We start from the raw sequence: 23,148 nt of genomic DNA, 5'->3' as shown, positions 1-23,148 counted from the left end.
CTACTATAGGCCGGGTATTTTAAGACCGCCGGTAAGTCTGCCCATTTCCTGGGACGCCATATCCTGCGCCTTCTTAAGAGCCTCATTGACAGCAGCGAGGACCAGGTCCTGCAACATTTCCACGTCTTCCGGGTCTACCGCCTCAGGCTTTATTTCTATTGCTGTAATTTCATTTTTACCGTTGGCCGTCACCCTGACCACGCCCCCGCCGGCTGTGCTCTCCACCGTGCGGTTGGCCAGTTCTTCCTGCAGCCTCATCATATCCTGCTGCATCTTCTGGACCTGCTTCATCATCTTGTTCATATTGCCACCCATTATTCAATCGTCCCCCTTTTATTTTCGTTTTAAAAGAGCTTGTCTGAACCTTCTTCGAGCTCTATTTCCTCTCCGCCAAACTGCTTTTTGACGTCTACTATGGCTGGTTTGGGCGCCTGCCTTGGCTCAGGTATGCTTATCTTGCCCTGATAGTGTTTAAACACCACCTGCCATTCTCCCTTAAAAAACCTGGAAAGGAGCCCGGCAAGATAATTTTTGTTGTCTGGAAGCTCTGCAATCTCTCTGCCCAATTCATCCCCCTCGGGGAAACCGACCACCAATCCCCGTCCCTTAACGGCAAGGGGAACGGCCTTCAAGTAATTGTGGTAAAGCGGCAGGCGCTCCTTCCGGACTACCTCTAAAATTTCCGGCCATAACTTCTTGACCTCTTCCAGGCCGACAAGTCCGCCTGCTTCGGGTTCCGGTTGTGTTGGCATATTCTGAACCGCTTCCTGTGAAGAAGGCGCAGGCTGATACGCAGCCTTCGCCGGCACCGAACCCGGCCTTCCCTTCCGTTCTGCATGCAGGGGTGTACTAGATACACCGGCGTCCTTCTCCAAACCGGACGGATCCCGTTTTTTCAGTCCTGGTTCCATGGCTTTGCTGTTTGGCGCAGGTTCCCGGACCGGCCGCTCTCCATAAACAACCCCCTCCGCACCCAGCTTGCTTAGCTTCTCTTCCAAAGCGTTGAGTCTTGCGGTAAGAGAAGCCAAATCTTCCCCGCCGGCTTGCCGGCAGGCCTTGATCAGCGCCAGTTCCAGGGCAATACCGGGCAGGGTGCTCCACTTCATTTCCTGTTCTGCGGCAGCCATGATTTGAACTGACTTTACCAGTCTCTCTTCATTGAACTGCGCCATACAGGCTCTGAGCCCTGTGGTATCCCAGGCCTCTTGCGCATTTGAACCCGGCGCTATTTTTTCTAATAGAAGAGCTCTCAAGTAGGCCGCCATTTCCCTGGCAAAAAGGCGCAAGTCCTTCCCCTCGGCTGTTAGCTGGCCGGCCAGGCGGAGCGCCGCGCCCGCTTCACCGGCAGCCAGGTAACCCGCCATCTTGTTTAGGGCATCCACCCGCACGGTCCCCAGGAGGTTGTGAACGTCCTCTGCTGTTATGGTCAATGACCCGAAAGCCGCGGCCTGGTCCAGCAGACTGAGGGCATCCCGCAGCCCGCCCTCGGCGGCCCTGGCAATGAGGCGAAGCGCCTCATCCTCCACCTCCAGTTGTGCGCCGGCAGCTACTTCCTTAAGCCTCCCGATTATGCCGGCGGGAGTGATCCGTTTAAAATCAAAGCGCTGGCAGCGGGACAAAATAGTCAGCGGTATTTTATGCGGCTCGGTTGTGGCCAGGATCAGTACCGCATGACGGGGAGGCTCCTCCAGCGTCTTTAAGAGCGCGTTGAAGGCCTCGTTGGTGAGCATATGCACTTCATCAATGATGTAAACTCTGAAACGTCCGGTGCTTGGGGTGAACTGAACCTTCTCACGCAAGTCCCGGATTTCGTCGATACCCCGGTTGGAAGCCGCATCTATTTCAATAACGTCAACGGAAAACCCCTCCGTGACAGCAATGCAGTTGTCACAGCGATTGCAGGGCTCGGGACCCACCGGCTGCAGGCAGTTCAAGGCCTTGGCCAGCACCTTGGCGGTGGTGGTTTTACCGGTGCCCCTGGCGCCGCAAAAAAGATAGGCGTGTCCCACCCGCCCGGCCTCCACCGCGTTCTTAAGCGTACGGGTTATGTGATCCTGACCGATTATCGCGCCGAAGGCCTGGGGCCTCCATTCCCGGTACAATGCCCGATATGCCATCCTCAAATTCCTTTCCAGCCCTCATCCACCCTGAGAACAATTTTCTGGGCTGTCTTTAAATGGTGCGAATTAACATAAAAATAATTTTGTAGCCCAACATAATTTGGGTGTATCGCAAGGTCATTGTTAATTGTTTCTCGAAAAGCCTTTGGGGTAGTGGGCTTGGGGTTAACCTCCGCTCTCTTTGCAATTCTCCATTTGTAAAACAAGAGCGTATGCCGACCGCATCTACAGACAGCCATCCGGTAGCTACGCGCTATTTAAGCTTTTCTGCAAGCAACGCACGCGCTAAGGAACGCACCCAGGTGCAGGCTTATACTGCATTTCTTACCGGTCAGTCGTAGGGCGTAGGCTTATACTGACTTGTATCTGGGTCAGGCGTAGGGTGTAAGGTTATTAAAAAAGGTAGGGGGATGAGCCCCTGCTATTATTTTTTACGCCTTACGCCTTACGACCTACGGCTATTTTTTGCCCCAAGCCCGCAAGTCAAGCCTTTTCGAGCGATATCCTTGAAACAAGCGAGGCAGATGACGAGACATATGCCTCCCATTGTATTTATTCTGCCTATATACTTCGTCGCTCAAACCATATTTCCCTGTTATGTAATAATTATGTTTAAGCCCGGCTAAGCTAAAACCAAGGAGGTGTGTTGTCAAGGAAGCTTCATTCGTGAACCGCTTAGCTCCTTCTACACCTCTCCCTTTAAGGTTAGTGAGCCTACACTACAGAACGAGGCTCCCAAATACTACGGCCACGGTTTACGTGCGCAACAAAAAACACCGGGAAGAAGAACAGGAAGAAAATTTAGGGTATTAAAAAACCGCCTGCCAAGTTGGAGGCGGTTAATAAATGAAGGCCATGCACCTGCCTTCGAATATTAGCTTCCGGGCGGTACACCCGCAGGTGGCTCGGACCAGGCACTCTCGCGGCACCCGGGGTATTTCCCTTAGTGCTGCTTCCGTCAGGACCTGACACGGTTCAAGAAGCCCCGTCGCACGAGACCCAATCTTCAACGCTCCTTACGGCTGCCGGACCCCACAAGCTAAACCCTGGGGCGGGAATTCAACCCCGCTGCAGCGGATTGCGGGTACAGGGCACCGCTACCTCCCCGTCTAGCACGGCCAACTCTGTAAAGTTTGGGGACAGGCCTGCCGTTTTGTAAGCAAACAGCAGCTGTACTAAGAAGGTAAATTTATGGCGGAGAGAGTGAGATTCGAACTCACGAGACAGTTACCCGTCCACACGCTCTCCAGGCGTGCGCCTTCATCCACTCGGCCATCTCTCCGTGCACTACGTCTTATGCCGGGCCAAGCCGGAAAAACTAGCCGCGCTTGCGCCCAATGTATTCATCTAAACCGCAAGCAACACTGCGGCGTAGATTATTATACATGTAAACGCGCTTAAATGCAAGCGTTTTGAGACGTGGGACGTGGGACGTGGGTATATCTGTATTTCTTTGGGTCCGAATGAATCAACCATTATTTTTTAATCGCAAGCCACAAAAAATTTGCGCCTACATTTTCCCTCTCCTGAAAATGCAGGTGTAAATTCATTCGCACAAAAGTTGCATTAGATGCCCAAGTGCGGCGCTGACGCGCCGTGTGCGATTGAAATGGCGCCTACATCGGCTGGTATTTTCATGATACGTGGCGCCGCGATAGCGGCGTGAGCAACTACCCTGAAAACATGCACAAAGCGCTTCCCATATGTAAGGTACAAATTCGCCCGACCCAATAGAAAAGTACTATGAAAATGACTAAGCAGAAGTCCATTAAGACTGCTTGGCAGATTGTCTATTCTATTCAGGCAAAGGCTGCTGCCGGTCATACTGCAGGATATCATTGATTCGTTTCATGGCGGGTGGGTGGCTGTAGCTGAACCACTCCACAAATGGCGCCGGGGCCACGTCTGAAAGGTTCCTGCCAGCCAGGTCCACCTGCAGGTGTACTGCTCCGGCCGGGTCGCCGGTCAGTTCCACCGCCATGCGGTCGGCCTCTTTTTCCATTCCCCTTGAAAAATAATTCTGGAGGGGATTGCCGGCAAAACCAACCAGCAAAAAGAACAACAGTATTACCGCCCAGGTGTGCGGCGGATAACGCAAGTACGGCGGCAGGGTCGCTCTCAGTGTCAAAAAGAGGACACCCCAGAGTACGATAGTACCGAGAATACCCCAGGTCAGACCTCGCGTTATATGACCCAGCCGCCAGTGCGCCATCTCGTGGGCCACCACCGCCTTCACCTCATCAGGCGGATAATCAGCCAGCAGGGTATCGTAAAGTACAATACGCCTGGTTTGCCCCACCCCGGCAAAATAGGCGTTGGCACGGGTGGTGCGCCGGCTGGCATCCATAATCAGCACTTGGTCCACCGGCAGCCGGGCTTTTTGCGACAGTTCCTGGACCATGGTTACCAGCTCCGGGTCCCCGGCCGGGACAAAACGGTTGAAAAGCGGCGATACCACCACCGGCCAGATCAAGGATTGAACTATCAACCAGGCTGAGACAAACGCAGCTCCGGCGACCCACCAAGTCCCCGGCCACCTTCCCATTGCCAGAAACAGCAAGACCACTCCCACTGCGGAAAGAGCCAGGTCCAGCCCCTCTCCCTTCAAGTAATCGAACCACCAGGAGCCAAGGCTCTGGGTGGAAAATCCCCAGTGCTGCTGCCAAAAATAACTGCTGGAAAGAGTAAATGGCAGGTCTAACAGGCGCAACAGCAGCCATAACACCACAAAGAACAGCAAAACGCCCCCCCAGTAACTTCCACCGGCAACCTGTTGAGCCCACCGGGACAGTGAGACAGCCCGGCTGCCAAAGACCAGCCAGATCAGAAAGACCGCCTGTACCAGGAAGCTGCCGGCAGACAACAGGTTTGGTATCCTGTTGTACTGGCGGCCGCGGGCTACCTGATCCGGGCTGAAGTACTGCAAAACCTCCGGATTTATGCGTCCGGGGAAGAGGGAGAACCAGAGGTATAAGAGGCTGAAGACCCCAGCCAGTAATATCAGTATAAGCCAGATATGATTAAATCGAGGCAAACTCTACCCCCCCAAAGAGGTCGTAGGGCATAGGGCATAGGGCATAGGACGTAAAGAAAAATTATCTTGTTACTTAATAACCTTGATTTGAAAAATTCACGGTTGTAGAGTCCACAAGGAATACACCTTTCTATACGCCCAACGCCTTATGCCTTACGCCCGTTTATATTAACTTTCACCGCCTAAGTTATGATTATCCCGCCTTACTTATGATTATCCCATATTAAATTTAAAAGGAGAAGGCTCAGGCCTTCTCCCTTAGTAAAGCAACCATCCTTACAGCTTACTGTTCCCGCTTCCCAGTCTGAATACCGATCCTTTGAAGACGCTCTTCAAACCTGACTCATCAACGGAACGACTGTGATAGGTTACGCTCTAAATCCTCCTTGGCGCTTAAATACACAAATAACCTTTCTTTGGAATCCCTAAAGCACTGATTTGAGACTAAAAAAACACTACCCTATAGACTGGTCTACTTCTTGCAACAAACACTCGAAAATACTCCGACGTCTTGCAATACAGTGCAACCTGAGTCACTGTAAGGATGGTGCTTAAATAAAGAATAGCATAAAAATCAGTTTTCTTCAAGGCTACTTACGAAAATTATCCTGCTGAATATATAAAAAAAATTTTGACATTGCCATCCCCATATCGACACTTCTCATATTTTTTCTCCACTACCATGTCAACAATACGACAACAAGAGCGTTGCAAAGAGCCCCGCACATTGAAAATACCTGTTTTTAGGCCTTGGAAATAGACAAAGAAAATTCCCGGGGGATGACAGATCCCGACATGCTTCACTTTACCTTGGTAGTATACTAGATTCATGACGAAAGTCCAAGCCCCTCAATTCCCTCCTTCCACACGGATAGGATGGAGCCAAAGACATATTTGACCTTAGGTCAAAATCGTATAACACCTCATTAGAACACAAACAATGAAATAAGTCACTTAATTATCATCTAAGGAGGTAGACCCAGTTATGGCCCGTGTTTTGATAATGGAGGATGAACCTAATATTGCTTTTGTACTTAAGATTGCCATGAGTGAAGAGGGACATGAGGTCAGAACCTGCCAGGACGGCTTGTGCGGATTACAGCAACTGGAAAAAGGCCCCCTCCCCGACATCGTGCTTGTTGATCTCTGCATGCCCCGGGTAAGCGGCCGCGCTGTGGTGGAGGCCATGCATAAAAATCAAAAGTTTCAAGAAATCCCGGTGGTAATTATGTCCGGCTCTATTCCTGATGCAAGAAACTTCCCACCTGCCAACAGCTACCGTACGTTAATCACCAAGCCCTTCGACCTGTTTAAGGTGCTGGAAATCGTTAATGAACTGACCACTTCACAATGCCTGGCGGTTAGCTGAGCAGGCCGCAATAAGCAGGCTGTCTGCAGTAATTTCTTAATCAGCGGTTACGGTTAGGCCCATATTTTCCAGACCTTCCACCAACTGCCGGCCGACAGACGTGGCCAGCCTTAATTTAATTTTAGCCTGCTTATTTTCTTTGACGTGATATATGGTTTCTTTGACCCGCACCCCGGCGCTGCTGAGCAGTTGGTGGACATCTGCCAGCAGGCCCGGCCGGTCCATGGTCTCTATAATCAGGATGGTACCCGTCAGGTCGTATTCCCGGCACTTGACCATGGCGTCAAAGATATTGGTAATAGAGATAATGCCCGCCAAACGGTCCCCATCCAACACCGGAACGCTCCCAAGTTTGTGCTCCCTTAAGTACACGGCGGCTTCCTCAATAGTCGTGTCCGGCGTCAAAGCAAGGGGAAACCCGGACATAATCTCTGATACCTTTAATTTTTCAAGAAAATACCTGGTTTCAAAAACATTAAGCGAACTGACCGGTGACGGAGAAACTTTTAGAATTTGCTTTTCTGTCACCATGCCAACCAGCTTGTCCCCGGAGACAACAGGCAACTGTCTAATTTTTTTTGTTTCCATAATCTCCAGCGCTTCGGCAACAGAGCTGTCCATGCCGATTGTAATAGGCGCCGCCAACATATAATCACGTACAAACAAAGTCTAACCCCCAAACTACAAAAAAATCTTTTAATCAATGCTCTTTTTTCTATATGTGTTTTAAAAATACTCTATGGTGACTTTTTTACCAATACTCAACAGCATTTCGGCCACATCTCTGACCGTCTGGTTTTTCATAACACAGGACAGAGGAAAGCCTGGATAATGCATGGCCTGGTTTACTGCCAGTCCGACAATGAAATGCACTTCATCAGCCTGCAAAAATTCGGAGACCAGCTGACTGGCGCCGTCCAGGGCCTGATTTACATCTCTTAACTTGACCCCTTTCTTTAACAATTGCAACGCACAATAAAGTGTGATGGCGCCCTCGGTAACCAGATCTATCCCTTGCATGAAACCGGTGGGAGGCACTTCTTCCGAGCTGCCGGCCAGGTTGACCTCCACTTTTTTACCCGTTATACGGCTGACTATCTTACTGGTGGTCCCGCCGCATACCACCTTTTTACCACCTGCTGCCAGAAGCTTCGCAATCGCTTTGCGATCATCGGCAGGATTGCGCGGAGGACCGACAAGCGCTGTAACAGTGCGCAATTTTCGATACTTGACAGCCACCACGCTTACGTCGTCACCCGGTTTGCCCCCATAGAGCTCATTGCACTTTTTTATAACCTCAAGGGCCAAATCAGCCGCGTCATAACCCTTCGCGGCCAGGTCCTTAATGTGCTTGCCGACCTCCAGTTCGCCCCAACCGAGGTTCAACACCCCCCCCAGGCCGGCGTGGAGCACGCCGTCGCTGATCAGGACCAGCCAATTGCCTTCCTCCAGCTTAAAGCGGGCTTCAGCTATTTCTTTATCACCTATCCTGCGCCGGTCTCTGTTAAGGTAGTAAAGAGAACCTTTCTTTCCCAAGTAAGCGTGCGGGTTGTCAAACTCAGCCAGGTAAGCCTGCCCGTTATTGTCGATCTGCAGGATTGAAAAGGTGCTATAGGCCAGTTTCCTCACCTTGCACATCGGCAGGGTTACAGCAATTGTTTCCAAAACCTCATCTACACTGCACCCCATCTTCAGCATCGTGGCAGCAGTTTTTGCCGTAATCCTGGAAAGAATATTGGCTTTCACACCGCTTCCCAGGCCGTCGGCAAGTACAATAACCGTTACATCATCCGAGCGGAGTGTCTCAACGGAATCCCCGCAGAGCTCCTCCCCTTTTTTATTCAACTGGGAGTACCCTATATCCAGATAGAAGGACACTTGTTACTCCTTCCTTTCCTTTTCCTCAACGCCGTCTTCTTTCATGAGGTTAATTAACTGATTGAGCTGGACCTTGGTCTCGGCTGTGGTTTCACCTAAAAGACCGGCGATAACCTGGGCCACGGTCATTTGTTTTTTGATTACCTCCCGTGCCCTTTGGATCGTTTGGGTTTTTACCAACTGCAGTTCTTTCTGTTTCCTCAATTCAGCTGTAATGTCTGTAAATATGCCTACGGCCCTGTTGCCCAGCGGGAAAATGATCTGCCTGGTAACCATTTTGTTGCTTAAATAGCAAATTGAAGATTTTACTATGGTCATTTCTTTAAAAACTCGTATGAATTCCGAAGGATCAATCAATTTATCGAGTTTCTGACCAATGACGCTGCTGGCGCAGTCAAATATTTTTTCAGCAGCAGGGTTGATCTCCTGGATGGTGAGGTCCTCACCAACAATAATCACCCCGTCGGAAAGGGCGTGTAAAACCATATTGGAAAGGGATTCCGCCCTTTTTCTCATAAAAGGTATGCACATCTGTGGTTCAGCCTTGCCCTGATATACTGCTATAGCCTTTTCCCGGCAGGTGTCAAAACCGCAGGCGCCGCAATTCAATTCATCCCCGGGCTCAAACTTATCTGACATGGCCAGAATATCTTTTATTTGTCCCTCGTCCGGAACGGGCAGGTTCACTTTTCTGTCCCGGTATTTCCGGTACAAGAGGTCCGCCGGCATGGAAAGTTTTTCCATCCTCTGGTTTAGTGGCTGTTCCCACTGCACGTTATAGCTGTAGTAGTCCATCAGTTTTATTCTTTTCAAATAAATATCGTCGGCAGAAGCCGCACAGGGACCGCCCAGGCAGCCCCCGCTGCAGGCCAGAAGCTCAGTAAAACCAGGCCTTTGTTCTATTGTCGCGGGGGTAAAATTTTTAAAAAGAGTAGTGCAGTTGTCCAGACCGGACACAGCCTGAACGCCTCTATCTATAATGTCGGTGCTCATGTAGCTGGCCAGGAGCTGCCCGCCCTCAACGGGAAACAAGCGGGCGGGACCGGGTGTATACCCGTCGAAACCTGCTTTTGGGATTTCTTTCAAATCAACGTTTTCCTCTTTGATCCAGTCCCATACCTCATTAAAGCCCAGGACGTAATCAACCGCATCCCTGACTTCCTCAGACATTGCTTCCCCTATTTTAGCAATGCACGGCCCGATGAAAACCACAGTACAGCCGGGGAACCGGGTTTTCAGATACCGCCCGTGAGCAACCATGGGAGATACCAGCGGGGATAGATATGGAATAAGGTGCGGATAGTATTGCTCAACCAGGTTTACCACGACAGGGCAGGCACTGGAGATAACCGGGCCCGGAGCATTTAACCGCCGGTGCTCAAGCGCAATCAGCTCGGCTCCGACAGCTGTTTGCCCGACATAGGAAAACCCCAGGCGTCTGAGCAGTGAAGGAAAAAGGCCGGGGTCATCCAGCGGTATGGCAGATGGAAAGGAAGGAGCGACACTGGCAACGACCATGCCGGACTCGCTGTTCAGCAGTTCCTTGACTTTCTCAAGTAAGCTTACGACAACCTTGGCCTTTTGCGGACAAATTGATGTACACAGGCCGTCATGGATGCAGCTTTCATCTAAAACCTTGACATGTACCTGGGATTCATCCTGATTGCTTTTAATGGAAATAGCCTTAACCGGGCAGTGACGCACACATTTGTAACAGTCACGGCACTTGGCGTCGTTAGTTTTAATTAAGTTCATGTTTTCTCCACCCCGTATAATACTGCAAAAACTTCCTTTTCAAATAGTTCGGTAACATTATCGGTTGATACCCCTGTGAAAATCTTATCACCAATCATTACGGTAGAGCCTTCATTGCAGCGTTCCAAACAGAAATTACCCTTGAGTGTAACCAGGTCTTCAAGCTTATAATGTTTAATTAACTGCTCTATTTCTGCTATAACTTTTTTTGAACCGCGCAGAAAACAGGAACTACCGACACAAACCTGTATGGTAAGCATCAAATCACCCCGCAATCTATTAAATCATCGCTAATCGACAGAAATTAATTGCTCATTACTTGCAGATGACTTAAAATTGTGCTTTTTTATCACTTGTATATTTTCAGGATAAAAACACTAGATTTTGATTAAATAAATACTGGTAAATACTATGGACTATAATATCAGTTTACCACAGTAAAGTTCATCCTTGTACAAAAAAGATCAAAAGATTTTGCCGTTAATTTTTGAGAAGGAAGGAACAAACCCATTAGCATGGGGAAACTCCAGAGACAGCTCTGCCTGTCACCGGGCACTCTGACGGGACTCGTGGACGGTCTGGTGGAAGGGCAGATGGTCCATCGATGGCGGGACAACGATGATCGAAGATTGGTATATCTAACCCTTTCCGAACAAGGCCAGGAATTCTTAGAAGACGTTATGAATTACCGGGTTGCCAACTCAACCACGGCCTTCAATACATCTTGGGGCAGTTTAAAATGTTTAATCGGCCTTAACACAGGGAGTAAAGAATATGTTCAGGAAAACAGAAAAGAATTATAGGTGGTACGCGCTTTCCTGTACCACCCTGGGAGCGTTATTGTAAAAGGCCGGTTCTTAAGCTCGAAAACAAAACTATAACCCTTTCGGCATACCATAAAAAAAAGAGAAGTCCTCCATATGGAGGATAATTAATAAAAGAATATAAGTAGGAACCGTTCTTTCATCCACTAGAGGTCATATTAAATAAGTCTTGGCATATTCCAGCCATTGAGTCCAAAGAAAATCTCCTCCGGCGGGATTTTAAGGTCGTCAAATACCAGAGGCTCGATATTTTGTCCCAGCAGTTTATCATTATCATCTGCCTGCTGCAGCAAAGCACACCATTGGTATTCAACTCCATTAGGTGACACCAAATCAAAAGATCTGCCATACCAATAAGTGTCTGCGAAAATATTATCATTATGATCCAAACCTATCCAAGCTATTTTAGGCATAAAAGCCTGTAAGTACGCAATACAACATTTATTATAATATCCCATCATATTGTCTGGTACGGGAGCATTGGGATCACTATTGTCGCCATCTTTAATAATTTGACTTACATCCCACACACCGGAACGTGTAAGCATACCGCTTAAAGCAAGCGCTCCCAGTTCAGACGTGGACTGGTATTGATACTTACTGATCAGGTCAAGTGTAGACGCAAAAACAGGACCTAAAGTCTTCTCTAAATCAGCATATACAATGGAAATGGTAAAGTGCTGGTCATTTATTTTCACATCCCAGCCTTGTTCTATTGACGCAAAGAGAGACAGTAAAATTCCCACACCACCGGCTGCTGCGGCAATTACACCTGCCGGCAAGGCGACAGCGCTTAGCACGGCGGCTACACCCGTAGCCACAGAGCCCACCTCTCCGAAAACTGCGCCTGCTATGGTTAACCCGTTTACCAGGCCCGCCTGCTTTTGAATTGGGGTGGCCGTGTTGGGAATCTGCAAATAGTTGCTGACATAGTTTAAAGCATGCTGGCTTACTCCGTCTCTAAGATCGCTAAGGTCTGTCATACCTTGCCACAGGCTTATATTGCTCACAAGGTTATATAGCTCAAACCATATCTCATCCTGAACAGCATCCCAGGCTGCTTGATTAAACCCTTCAGGCATTGCAACTTCCATAACCGCGCTAAGATAGGCTGCTGCCTGCGCGGCAGAAGTATTTGGGTACCTTGCGCGTATGTCATAAACTTCTGATGGGGCAGGATTACCATAGCCTTCAATCAATTGTTTACTTATGATATTGTAAGCCGACAACTCATCACCCGTATATGACGGGAACGGCAAGGACGGTTGGTCAAGTACCCCTATGCCCAGTCTCCTGTAAAAAAATTTCCCGGCGCTCTCATGAAACTGAAATAATATATTTGTCGCAGTTAGCGGAAGAGCAATCCTATCTTCATAGGCCGGCACCTCATCATTTCCTGATGGATTGACACTGAAAGGATCATACCACTTTATTTCACCTGTCGGCGTGCCGTCAGGTCCGTCAAGCAATAACAACTTTCCATCTTTTTTTATCCATAATGCGCCGTCAGGAGTAGCATAAGCTTTATCATAATAATTAAATCCAGTCTCATAAATTATGGTAGTATCTTGTGGGGTTTCAACATTAGCCCGGTAAAGCGTTCCCTGCTTATTATAGGTAATATAATAGTATTGAGGATTATCGTTATCACCATTCCATGTAACTGCAGCAAGGGTGTTAACCGTCTGAAAACACTTGTTCCAGTTGTTAATATCAGCTACATCAGCGCAATATATATAGTTTTCCAGGGTACTAATCCACACCTTGCCATTTTGCGTCCAAACCCCCAAAATATTATCCGAGGGAGTTTTAACATTTACAAAACTCCCCGTATTGAAATCCACTTGAACCAAAGGACCCGGTTCACGGATCACATTGTTTATAAAAAATACTCCGGATGTCGAATATGCAGACATTAAACCGACAGATATTCCATCAGGTATCTTAAGACTTCTTTTTTTCTGCAAACTGTAATCAAGCATGTACAACTCTGGATAATAAATCATAAAGATTGAAATATTGCCGTTTGAAGGGTCCTGGGGAGATACGCATGCGTTGTTAAAGAATCCGTCAACAGGTATACTTACCTCTACTAAAGCCGACTTAATAATACGATCCCGTGTCAGTTTGAGCCACGGCCTACACTTAAAACTATCCGGCAACGAAGGGATAGCTTTCACCCTATTGCTTTCTTCCGTACATTCGCTAACCATTGAATCAACCTCCTGAAGATTAGTATGCAAATTCCACATGAATAGCCTAAACCGTCATTGCAATCAACAATTTTAGTCCTTGAAATTAATATTTTTCCATTGTTTAAATTAAATTCTTTAAACATCATTAATTCCCTTTTGGGGTCATTCAAGAACTTTTCGACAATATTTAATATTATCAGACATAAAAGCCTGGGCTTTAACTCTCCCCAACCATTTCTGAAAAATGGCAAAACAAGGCCTTTCAATTTTACAAAACACTTGATAGACTATGATCATTTCTAAAATACAAACGGGACTTCGTCAAAATCGATCTTTCTCCCAATTAATTTAATCCCAGTTAGAATGCTATTAAATATTCAGCGGTTTCATTGTTCCCGTTCAACCCCCCCCGCTGTTAACATTCCATACCACCCTCAGCCTTGACCGTTACATAACCCAAGCGCCAATGGATGTTTAATTACTACGAGGCAGTTGCAAAATAAGGAGACGGTAGTGTAGGATAAACTCTGAAAACATGGTGATAAACAGCTTCCGTTTTTTCGTTAACATCATCTTCACTAAAGCTTTCCACCGGCAGTCCAGTTTCTTCGCTCCAGAGAAAGTCTTGAATTGTGATGCGAACGGCGTCGCGAGTGGCCTCCTTCTCCCGCCAGTGCTCGACCTTCAACTTCTCCGCCTTTAGGGTTTGTAGAAGCTCCATTGCTACCTGCTTAAGGTGATAATTGATGGTGTTAACTTCAACACCAAAAAGCTCGGCCATACGCTCCTGAGATAGGCAGAGTGTTCCCAGTAACTATCCAAAAGCGGTTAAATTCCTTCAACTTTCAGCTGGTCATCTTCATCTTGCACATATAGTAATTATATATGAATTATTAACATTTACCATTATTCTGTTCAGACTATAGCAAAAGACAAAAAATCAAAGGAGTTATCGTTTAAATGATGATAACTCCTTTGTCTTCACAGCAGCTTAAGGGGGTTCTACTAAACTCGCATACTGTATTTCTTTGGGGCCATGTGGCGAATGAATTCACACCCACATTTTTTTGGGTTCTGGAAGCTTATTTTTAATTAGACTTGCGTTTTTAAGGGAACCTTTCAGCTCAAGTTATCAGCTAGAAGCATCTCTATCGAGATTCTAGCAGCTTATAGATCTAGTAAGAACGGCTGCCAAACCTGCTTTTCCCTCTCGGCGAGGAATGCCTGCTATTTCGGGCAGGACCTTTTTTACCGCTTGCATTTCTGGAGTACCCTCTCTTCCCGGGGGACAGGTATTTATCCTGCCTCATCCTGAGCGGCCGCTCCTCGGTCAGGGTGACAGGGGTGCGGTCGGTTTCTTTGGTCAGCACCTTTAATGCCGCTGAAAGAAGGGTGACCGCGTCATTATCCTCCAGCAGGCCCTCGGCCAGGCTCTTGTAGTTGCCCACACCCCCATTTTCCACAGCCTGCAGCAGCTGATCCACCGCCAGGCGCTGTTGTCCTTCAATGACCTCTTTAATCGTTGGAACAGGCATGCGCGCTATTTTCTTTCTGGTCATGTTCTCAATGACTCTTAGTTGATAAATCTCCCTCGGCGTGACAAAAGTAATGGCCACACCTGCTTTACCGGCGCGGCCGGTACGGCCGATACGGTGGACATAACTTTCCGGGTCCTGGGGGACGTCAAAGTTATAGATGTGAGTCACATCGCTGATATCCAGACCTCTGGCAGCAACATCAGTGGCCACCAGCACCTCAATAGTCCCTTCCTTAAACCGCCTCATCACCAGGTCCCGCTTGGACTGGGCCAGATCACCGTGGAGCGCTTCGGCTGAATAGCCGCGTTTGGTTAGAGCCTCAAAAAGTTCATCCACCCGGCGCTTGGTGCGGCCGAAGACAATGGAACGGTCGGGAGACTGGATGTCCAGGAGGCGACAGAAAACATCAAACTTTTGTCTCTCTTCGACTTCAATATAGCTTTGCTCGGTGTTTGCAACGGTAACCTGCCTACCTTCTATCCTGATCACTTCAGGGCTCCGCAGGAACCGCCGGGCCAGCGCCTGGATCGGACCGGGCATGGTTGCAGAAAAAAGCAAGGTCTGGCGCTCCTCAGGCACTTCTGTGAGGATGGTCTCGATATCCTCGACAAAGCCCATATTGAGCATCTCATCCGCCTCGTCCAAAACCACTATCCTGACCTGGTTTAAACGGACTGTCTTCCTCCTCATGTGATCCATCAAACGGCCAGGTGTGGCCACGATAATGTGGGGCCTGTTCTTGAGTGCCCTGATCTGGCGGGTGATATCCTGACCGCCGTAGATCGGCAGCGCGCGGATATCCTTAAACTGCCCGAGTTTATTTAATTCCTCGGCCACTTGTATGGCCAGTTCACGGGTGGGGGTTAAAACAACACCCTGGATTTGCTCATGGTCGACATCGAAGAACTCAACCATAGGTATACCAAAGGCTGCCGTTTTACCGGTCCCGGTGTGAGCCTGACCAATCAGGTCCTGCCCGCTTAGAGCCACGGGGATAGCCCTCTCCTGGATGGGGGTCGCTTCTTCGAAACCCATATTATTAATGGACCGGATCACCGGTCCGGTCAAACCAAACTCATTAAATGCAGCCAATCTTTTTTCTTCCCCTTTTGTCTGTAATTGAATTTTAATTATGCTCATTTATAATTGCACAACAACTTACTGCTGGCCCGGTGTTAGCCAGTAGTATCCGCCAATTAGCTTCGCTGATTAGAACCGGCTTTTTTAGATATACTTATAGCATACCCATTTTCATTTTTCCCTTTCCTATGTAACATTAATTAATGACCATATTAAAAAGCAAAGGGGTTATCGCTGTTCAAAGCCGATAACCCCTTAAATGTCATAGCTTTTGGCGGAGAAACGATTAGAACCGATCAAGACGAGACATATTGTACATCATTTTCATTTTCAGTGCAATATCAAAACAATAAATTCGTGCACCCGGCAAACTGTGGTCTTGCATCAGCGGATCATGTTCGGTTCTTATAATCATATGAGCATATTCGGTTTACCTCATCTCAGAAAATAGTTATTCCCTTCTCAGCGCCTCGATGGGATTCAACTTAGCCGCCTTGTTGGCGGGCAAAATTCCGAACACCACACCGATAGCAGCAGAGAACGCAAAAGCCAATAGCGCCGTCCACCAGGATACCAGGGGCGGCCACTTGGCCAACTTGGCAATCAGGTAAGCTCCACCGGTACCCAAAGCCATGCCGGTAATGCCGCCCAAAAGGCAAAGAACCACCGCTTCGATCAGGAACTGGACCAGAATATCCCTGCGCCTGGCGCCCAGGGCCATGCGCAGGCCAATCTCCCTGGTCCGCTCGGTCACCGACACCAGCATAATATTCATCACACCAATCCCGCCCACAAAGAGGGATATCCCAGCGATAGCTCCGATAATCAGGGTGAGGACACCGGTTATCTTGTTGGCCGCCTGCATCTGTTGTTCCATGCTCTCACTGGCATACTTGCCGGGCATCCGGTGCCGCCGCTCCAGTACCTGCACGGCCTGGCCCATGGCCTCGTCCACCTTTTCCTTTGAGCCTGCGCTGCCCTCCAGCATCTGTACCCGGGTGTTGAACATGCCCTGCCAGACCCCAATGGGTATATATATACTGGGAGTTTCACTAAACCCCAGAGCGGATTCCCCCTTTGCCACCACCCCCACCACCAGGAAAGGGGTGCTGCCAACAGTAACCCTGCTGCCCAGCGCCTGCACCCTGCCGAAAATCTGTCCGGCCAGTTCTTCATCGATTACAGCCACCCGTCGCTTGCCTGCGTCATCTGCCTCCGTGAAAAAATGGCCTTCCTTCATATCAAACTTCCGGATATAGGGATAATCAGAAGAAACGCCTGTGATCCGGGCATATTTTATATCCTTAGGGCCCCTTGCGTCAGCCATGCTTTGATTCCGGGGGGAAAGGTGGGTAACATCAGGCACCTTATCCTTAATCACCTCTATATCACTTAAATCGAACTCCCGCCCCGTGACCTGCTTGCTGCTCCGCCAGTCCACGTAGATGGCGAATATATTGGTGCCTATCTTCTCCATCTCCGACATCAATACCGCCCTGCCGCCCTGGCCGATGGCAACCACCGCAATTACGGCAGCAATGCCGATCACGATGCCAAGGGTGGTCAAAAATGAGCGCAGCTTACTGACCATGATCCCCTCCAGGGCCAATCTGATGCTCTCCAAAAGGTTCATTGCACATCAGCCTCCCCGTTTTGGGCACAACTGCCGGACTGCCCCGCCGTTATTGCTATATCGACATATTCCCTGGATTCCAACGGGTCGGCAACAGGTTCGTCGCCCACCAGGTGCCCGTCCCTGAAGAATACAATCCTGGAGGTATGCAGGGCAATCTCCCGCTCATGCGTGACCAGGACGATGGTAGCCCCGCTGCGGTTCAGTTCCTGGAAAATGGCCATTACCTCCTCACCCGCACGGGTGTCCAGATTTCCCGTTGGTTCGTCCGCCAGAATTACAGCGGGGTTGTTGACCAGGGCACGGGCAAGCGCCACCCTCTGGATCTGGCCGCCGGAAAGTTCACTGGGACGGTGGTTCATCCTCTCCGCAAGGCCCACTCTGGCAAGCGCCTGCGCGGCCCGCCTGACTCTTTCGCGGGGCGCAACCCCGGCGTAAATCATCGGCAGCTCGACATTGCGTATGGCGCTCATCCGGGGTAACAGGTTGAAGGCCTGGAAAACAAAGCCGATCTTGGTGTTGCGGATGCGTGACAGTCCGGTATCACTTATACCACTGACCTCTATTCCGTCCAGACGGTAGGAACCTGACGTGGGAATATCCAGGCAGCCCAGCAGGTTCATCAAGGTGGATTTGCCGGACCCGGATGGTCCCATTATGGCTACGAACTCACCCGGCTTCACTTCCAGGTTAACATCAGACAGGGCAACTACCGGATGCTCACCCGCCCGGTACACTTTACTGAGGTTTGCTACCCTGATCATATCGTTGTTGCTCCCTCATTGGACGGGGGCTGATTTGTTATTTCATTTACCCGCATTCCGTCCATCAGTGTCCCTACGGGGCTGACAACAACTGTATCACCTTCTGACAGGCCTGATAATATTTCTGTAAATAATGCGGTGTCGACCCCGGTGGCAATATCCTTTAACCTTGCCACCTGGTTTTCAATCACAAAAACTTGCTTTAATCCCTCTTTTTCCATAACGGCTTCGTACGGCACCACCAGGGCATTCTCCTTGTCTACCACATTAATACTCAGATCAACCGTGTAACCGGGGCGTAATCCTTCTATGTCACCTTCCATTTTTACAATCACCGGCACTTCAATCTGGCTGCCATTTTCCGCGGTTTTCGCCGCTACCGCGGCGGGTGAAACACTCTGGACAATTCCGGTGTATTCCCGGTTGGGCTGAGCAGCGGCAGTGATCGCCACCTTCTGCCCAGGCATTAGCCTGCCACTGTCGGCCTCGCTCACCCCGGCAGTAACTTCAAGCTGCCCGGCATCGCCGATGGTCATTAACAGGGTCCCCATTTGAACGAAGTCGCCCGCCATCACCTCAACAGCTGTTACCACACCGTCCATTTCCGCCCGCAGTACCGTCCTGTTAAGGTTCTTTTCAGCCTGTTCCACCTGCAGCATGGCTTGTTCCACCTGTGCCTGCAGGGATTCGCGTTCGTGACCGGTGGGGCCGGTTTCCTTCATGGTTAGCCCTTCTCCAGCCCTCTTATACTCTGCTTCTTTGACAGTCTTCTCCAACTCAGCATCGTCAAGATCTTTGGCGCTGACTGCTCCCTGCTCGAACAAAACCTTTGTACGCTCATATTCTTTCTGGGCATTGCGGTAATCGGCCTCCGCCCTCTGATAACTGGCTCTTTCCTGGGCCACTTCTTCATCCCGTGGATAGATTGCTTTGTTTAAGTTGGACTCCTGGACATTAAAATTCACTCTGGCCTCATTTAGCTTATCCTCCAGGTCGACAGGGTCAAGCAGGCCCAGGACCTGTCCTTTTTGCACCTGGTCACCGGGAGATACGAAGAGCTCTCTGACGGTGGTAGAGGTATAATTGTATAACTCTTGTTTTTGGGTTAACCTCACCCTTCCGGAAGCAAAAACATTATCCTGGATGGGCTTGATCTCTGCTTTGGCGACTTTGACCGGGATGCCGGCCTGTTTTTTGCTCCTTGCCAGGTTTAGCGCAGCCATTGACACAATAACGCCGAGGATCAGCACCCCGGCAAGCATCTTTTTCCCTGAAACTTTCCGTAGCCACTGCAAATTGAGATGCAAAAAATACTTCCCCTTTCATTGAAAATTACCAAATCTAATAGTTTAGACGAATAAAACGCAGTCTTATTTCAACGGCCGGACAATTTTTTTTGCCCTTTAATCTGGAGCCCGTAAATAAAGCCCTAATAAATAAACTTATCAAGGAGCTGTTTTGTGACAAAAACAAGTAATTTTTTTATTAAAGCCCATTCATTTATTTATAGTAGTCAGCAGACCCACCACCAGCACGTATATTAGCCAGAGGCCACATAGAGATTTGGCTTATTCTTGCAAGTTGTTTTCATGGCTAACGAACTGTCGATACCAACATCACCAGGCCACGGGCGCCAAACGGGGATATAAAGGACGTGATACACCTGGATGAATTTTGTTTTGAATATCATCCTGCATACTGCCCGTTTACCATTTGTTTTATGGATGAACCTCATTTTGTGCTCCTTTCAAATATATTTCGTTATATAATTAAGTATATAGAACGTACCAACATAAGAAACAATTAAGATTCCAAGGCAGGTTTTTTTAATGAAAATTGGCTCTATCCTGGAAATTCGGCATCTTACTAAAAAATTCGGCAAGAAAACAGCGGTGGACAATTTAAATTTTAACCTCATTAAAGGAGAAACTGTAGGGCTTCTCGGCCCCAATGGCGCAGGAAAAAGCACCTTGATCAAATGCATTGTCGGCTTGCTCAGACCTACCGGCGGGGATATTTTAATAGCAGGGAAACCGCGGGGCTCCCGGCAAGCCCGCAAGATTTCAGCGTATGTACCCGAAGTACCCCAGCTTTACAATATGCTGACGGTATGGGAACACTTGCGTTTTATCACCGACGCTTATGAAGTAGCGCGCTGGGAAGCAAAAGCGGAACAATTGCTGCGGCTATTTGAAATCTGGGAGCAACGCGATGAATTTGTCAAAGCGCTTTCCAAGGGAATGCGCCAAAAGCTTTCCCTTTGCTGCGGGATTATTTCCGATGCCCGGGTTTTATTTTTGGACGAGCCCATGGTCGGGCTTGACCCGAAAGCCATTAAGAACCTCAAAGATTTGATTCGAGAGCTAAAAGACGAGGGGCGAACCCTTTTTATCAGCACTCACCTGTTAGACCCCATTGAAAACATTTGCAGCCGCATCATTGTTTTGAAAAAGGGCAAGATCATTGCCGATGGAAGTCTTGAGGAACTCAGATCGCGTCTGGGAGAAGAGAAAGCCTCTCTGGAGGAGGTGTTCCTGGAGGTAACCGCTGATGCATGATTACACCATTCTTCTGCGCTATGACCTGCTTAAACTCAAAAACTATATACTGGAAATTCGCCGCAGTCCCAAAAAGCTCGTGAGCTACTTTCTGTTTGCCGCCTGGATTTTTCTGATCATGTTCCCGGCAATCAAGAACAGCGGCCAACGCGCCTTTGCTGTGACAGGCGATACCGCGCATATTATTCTTGCCGTCTATGCGCTGTTTACCGGATTTATTATGTTTTCATCTTTTTTTTCTGCTTTAAGAAAATTGTCATATTCTTTTCAAATGGGAGATGTCAATCTCCTCTTTCCGTCCCCGCTTGCGCCCAACCATATCCTTTTATGGAGTCTGATCAAGAAAATTCCTTCAGACATGGCCAAGACCTGCATTCCAGCCCTCATTCTTACTCCAACCATGTTTAATATGGGCTTAAACATTGAGGGAATTCTCCTGGTATACCTATCGATAGTATCTTTGGGATTGCTTATCACCCCGGTTTCTTTTTTGATATTTCTTGTTTCGGTCCGCTATGGAAAAGAGCGCTGGATCCGGGGTATTTTGCTTATTTCCATCGTCTGGTTACTCTTCAGCTGGTTGAAATACACACAAGGAAATATATTCAGTCTCAATGTTCTTCTTGGTTATCAAGCGCCGGGAATTCTTAACTTTCCCTTGTCCGGCTGGATTCTGCAGCTTGCCCGGGCGGCTTTTTTCGGCGCGGCTCCGGCTGTTTATACGGCTATTTTCCTCGTGGCGTTAACCGTCCTGGCTGCTAATTGTTTGGTCTATGCCCTGGCCAGGGATTACTATGAGGATGTACTAGAACTTGCCGAGAGGATGGAGACGATTCATGCCGCCAAACGCAGCGGCAAGACGCAGGGGATATTCACCCAAACCCAATCCTCCAGCGCCATAGCCGGTTTATGGACACGTTTTCTGAACAGAAAACGTGTCACGGTAGAGCGACGCTTTCCGGGAAGCCGGGCGTTCATGTTTAATCAAGTAGTCAAGTACCGGCGAACCGGCATCAACGAATATATGGGATACCTGGCTCCGTTATCCGTGATAACAGGTCTGGTTACCGGTTTTATTGCCATGCACAATGGTCAAGCGGGAGACCACGGTCTTCTCTACGCGCAAAACGGAATTCTTGCCTACTTTTTGTTCTTTCGCAGTTTTTCCGGCCCTTTAAGCGAAGAACTTGCTCTCCCGTACTTATATACTTTGCCTGGGACATTTTTTCGGAAAGCGTTGGCCATTAATACCTTGCCAAACTTACGTTTCGGCTTGAACATGTTTCTGCTGAACTTAAGTTATGCCATGATCGTATTTTTGCATACCAAGGATACCGGGATATTCATGCCCGCGGTTTTAATGTCCTTCCTGGTTACATCCTTATTCTTCGAACAATCCAATATTATTGCTTTAACTCATGTCCTGCTGCCTTCCTCTTTAGACCGGAAGCTTTTTTATCCTTTAATGTTGTTTCTGGAAATCTTAATTATAGGCATTCCGGCTCTAATTGCCGGGGGTCTGGCTTTTTGGTTCACCCATAGTGAATGGTTTGCAGAAATAGCCGTGCTTGCCGCCAATACGGCTGTGGGGATTGTGTTGTTGCTTCTTTCAGACAAAATATTCCCCTACTTGGAAATGCGTGAGTTTAGCGAATAGCATTATAGCTTACAACATCCACTCATACCGCCCATTTCTCAATTACAGTATTTCCACATACCCTTCCGTTCCGTTCACCCGCAGTGGGACAAGGGGACAGGTTCCTTGTCCCACTGCCCCCTTGGGGTCTCCGTTACAGGCTACCCGTCCCAAAACATGGGCCGGCATGCACTCTTCCAACTAACAAGGCCTATAAGTCGAGAGTCGATTCTTTAAAGGTTTTTACCGCCTGTCCTAAAGGATTCTCACGAAGGGGAAAAAAGTCGGCTCTATGAACAGCCTTTCACCGGCTTTGCGGATTGGAAAGCCACCAGTCTACTCCAGCGTCATAGTGGCTTGTCTTAAACCTGCTTTGGACATTGCGTCGATTCTAATATTTTATTCCCGGGTCATCTGCCATTGAGTTAACTGTGCCTTGCGGGTAAAAAACATTATAGTGGTTTATCTGCGGGTCGGCATTTTGCTGAGTGGCTTTAGGAAATAGGAATAACAATTGGTATTTTTCGCCAACCTCATAGACCAGCATATCTTCAGTGTCATAATGATGAGTATTTTGCGGAGTCCCAAGCACTTCTTTCACCTTGGACAACGTAACTTGCTTCAAGCTGTCGTCATATCTATTAAGCCCCTTAATTGAGTTTGAGCCATACCCCCTTATTAATATAAACTAATATTAACGGAGGGGTATGGATGAAACGTAAAAGATATCCTCAGGATTTCAAAGAGCAGCTTGTTAAAGAAGC

20 protein-coding genes, 1 tRNA gene and 1 other RNA gene are annotated in these 23,148 nt (G+C 48.5%); 4 read left to right on the top strand and 18 right to left on the bottom strand.

Annotated elements, in window-relative coordinates; translation table 11 throughout:
* Nucleotides 1-3 precede the first annotated feature (3 nt).
* The 6 genes from Psfp_RS15915 to Psfp_RS15895 all read right to left on the bottom strand — a co-directional run bounded on the left by Psfp_RS15915 (nt 4) and on the right by Psfp_RS15895 (nt 5,154).
* Nucleotides 4-318 carry a YbaB/EbfC family nucleoid-associated protein gene (locus Psfp_RS15915; RefSeq protein WP_134219527.1) on the bottom strand — a complete coding sequence of 105 codons (315 nt, stop codon included), beginning with the start codon at nt 316-318 and terminating at the stop codon, nt 4-6.
* A 26-nt stretch (nt 319-344) separates the two neighbouring features.
* Nucleotides 345-2,117 (bottom strand): DNA polymerase III subunit gamma/tau, encoded by a 1,773-nt coding sequence (gene dnaX, locus Psfp_RS15910; RefSeq protein WP_134219526.1) that lies wholly within the window; start codon nt 2,115-2,117, stop codon nt 345-347.
* A gap of 856 nt (nt 2,118-2,973) precedes the next feature.
* An RNA gene (gene ffs, locus Psfp_RS15905) (signal recognition particle sRNA large type) lies at nt 2,974-3,238 on the bottom strand.
* A gap of 74 nt (nt 3,239-3,312) precedes the next feature.
* A tRNA-Ser gene (locus tag Psfp_RS15900) sits at nt 3,313-3,402 on the bottom strand.
* A gap of 284 nt (nt 3,403-3,686) precedes the next feature.
* Complete coding sequence (locus tag Psfp_RS22550) at nt 3,687-3,809, bottom strand: hypothetical protein (protein ID WP_282432443.1); 123 nt, start codon at nt 3,807-3,809, stop codon at nt 3,687-3,689.
* A gap of 106 nt (nt 3,810-3,915) precedes the next feature.
* Nucleotides 3,916-5,154, bottom strand: a complete 1,239-nt coding sequence (locus Psfp_RS15895; protein ID WP_243120719.1) for a M48 family metallopeptidase — start codon at nt 5,152-5,154, stop codon at nt 3,916-3,918.
* 985 nt (nt 5,155-6,139) lie between these two features.
* Here Psfp_RS15895 and Psfp_RS15890 point away from each other — a divergent pair.
* Nucleotides 6,140-6,523 (top strand): response regulator, encoded by a 384-nt coding sequence (locus tag Psfp_RS15890; RefSeq protein WP_134219525.1) that lies wholly within the window; start codon nt 6,140-6,142, stop codon nt 6,521-6,523.
* 36 nt (nt 6,524-6,559) lie between these two features.
* Here the strand turns inward: Psfp_RS15890 and Psfp_RS15885 are convergent, their stop codons facing one another.
* From Psfp_RS15885 to Psfp_RS15870, 4 genes are read right to left on the bottom strand one after another with little or no spacing between them, the layout of a single operon-like run.
* Nucleotides 6,560-7,189 (bottom strand): CBS domain-containing protein, encoded by a 630-nt coding sequence (locus Psfp_RS15885; protein ID WP_134219524.1) that lies wholly within the window; start codon nt 7,187-7,189, stop codon nt 6,560-6,562.
* A 60-nt stretch (nt 7,190-7,249) separates the two neighbouring features.
* Entirely contained in the window at nt 7,250-8,401 is a 1,152-nt protein-coding gene (locus Psfp_RS15880) for a SpoIIE family protein phosphatase (protein WP_134219523.1), read from the bottom strand.
* 3 nt (nt 8,402-8,404) lie between these two features.
* Nucleotides 8,405-10,156: a [Fe-Fe] hydrogenase large subunit C-terminal domain-containing protein gene (locus Psfp_RS15875; RefSeq protein WP_134219522.1), complete on the bottom strand. Its 1,752-nt coding sequence runs from the start codon at nt 10,154-10,156 to the stop codon at nt 8,405-8,407.
* Complete coding sequence (locus Psfp_RS15870) at nt 10,153-10,416, bottom strand: NAD(P)H-dependent oxidoreductase subunit E (protein ID WP_134219521.1); 264 nt, start codon at nt 10,414-10,416, stop codon at nt 10,153-10,155. The genes Psfp_RS15875 and Psfp_RS15870 overlap by 4 nt, the downstream gene beginning before the upstream one ends.
* 249 nt (nt 10,417-10,665) lie before the next feature.
* On the opposite strand from Psfp_RS15870, the gene Psfp_RS15865 reads away from it, so the two are divergent.
* Nucleotides 10,666-10,959: a MarR family transcriptional regulator gene (locus Psfp_RS15865; RefSeq protein ID WP_282434355.1), complete on the top strand. Its 294-nt coding sequence runs from the start codon at nt 10,666-10,668 to the stop codon at nt 10,957-10,959.
* Nucleotides 10,960-11,138: 179 nt separating this feature from the next.
* On the opposite strand, the gene Psfp_RS15860 is transcribed toward Psfp_RS15865, so the two are convergent.
* From Psfp_RS15860 to Psfp_RS15830, 7 genes are all read right to left on the bottom strand, one after another.
* Nucleotides 11,139-12,968: a hypothetical protein gene (locus tag Psfp_RS15860; RefSeq protein ID WP_192895470.1), complete on the bottom strand. Its 1,830-nt coding sequence runs from the start codon at nt 12,966-12,968 to the stop codon at nt 11,139-11,141.
* 188 nt (nt 12,969-13,156) lie between these two features.
* Nucleotides 13,157-13,441, bottom strand: coding sequence for a hypothetical protein (locus tag Psfp_RS15855; protein ID WP_134219518.1), 285 nt, complete (start codon nt 13,439-13,441; stop codon nt 13,157-13,159).
* 215 nt (nt 13,442-13,656) lie between these two features.
* A complete protein-coding gene (locus tag Psfp_RS15850; protein ID WP_134219517.1) occupies nt 13,657-13,956 on the bottom strand; it encodes a hypothetical protein in 300 nt (99 codons plus the stop codon).
* Nucleotides 13,957-14,350: 394 nt separating this feature from the next.
* Nucleotides 14,351-15,805, bottom strand: a complete 1,455-nt coding sequence (locus Psfp_RS15845) for a DEAD/DEAH box helicase (protein WP_134219516.1) — start codon at nt 15,803-15,805, stop codon at nt 14,351-14,353.
* A gap of 439 nt (nt 15,806-16,244) precedes the next feature.
* Nucleotides 16,245-17,426 carry an ABC transporter permease gene (locus Psfp_RS15840; protein ID WP_134219515.1) on the bottom strand — a complete coding sequence of 394 codons (1,182 nt, stop codon included), beginning with the start codon at nt 17,424-17,426 and terminating at the stop codon, nt 16,245-16,247.
* Nucleotides 17,423-18,190 (bottom strand): ABC transporter ATP-binding protein, encoded by a 768-nt coding sequence (locus Psfp_RS15835; protein ID WP_134219514.1) that lies wholly within the window; start codon nt 18,188-18,190, stop codon nt 17,423-17,425. Before Psfp_RS15835 ends, Psfp_RS15840 begins: the two co-directional genes overlap by 4 nt.
* The gene (locus Psfp_RS15830) at nt 18,187-19,497 is read right to left on the bottom strand and encodes an efflux RND transporter periplasmic adaptor subunit (RefSeq protein ID WP_134219513.1); all 1,311 of its coding nucleotides are present in this window, start codon (nt 19,495-19,497) and stop codon (nt 18,187-18,189) included. The genes Psfp_RS15835 and Psfp_RS15830 overlap by 4 nt, the downstream gene beginning before the upstream one ends.
* Nucleotides 19,498-20,019: 522 nt before the next feature.
* Here Psfp_RS15830 and Psfp_RS15825 point away from each other — a divergent pair.
* Nucleotides 20,020-20,748, top strand: coding sequence for an ABC transporter ATP-binding protein (locus tag Psfp_RS15825; protein ID WP_192895468.1), 729 nt, complete (start codon nt 20,020-20,022; stop codon nt 20,746-20,748).
* On the top strand, nt 20,741-22,405 hold the full coding sequence (locus tag Psfp_RS15820; protein ID WP_134219512.1) for a putative ABC exporter domain-containing protein: 1,665 nt from the start codon (nt 20,741-20,743) through the stop codon (nt 22,403-22,405). Before Psfp_RS15825 ends, Psfp_RS15820 begins: the two co-directional genes overlap by 8 nt.
* A gap of 370 nt (nt 22,406-22,775) precedes the next feature.
* On the opposite strand, the gene Psfp_RS15815 is transcribed toward Psfp_RS15820, so the two are convergent.
* Complete coding sequence (locus Psfp_RS15815) at nt 22,776-23,039, bottom strand: DUF4309 domain-containing protein (RefSeq protein ID WP_282434354.1); 264 nt, start codon at nt 23,037-23,039, stop codon at nt 22,776-22,778.
* Nucleotides 23,040-23,148 lie beyond the last annotated feature (109 nt).

Source organism: Pelotomaculum sp. FP, assembly GCF_004369245.1.
Classification (GTDB): Bacteria; Bacillota; Desulfotomaculia; order Desulfotomaculales; family Pelotomaculaceae; genus Pelotomaculum_C; species Pelotomaculum_C schinkii.
The sequence above is the reverse complement of the archived record's forward strand: the minus strand, read 5'-3'. Positions and strand labels throughout refer to the sequence as shown.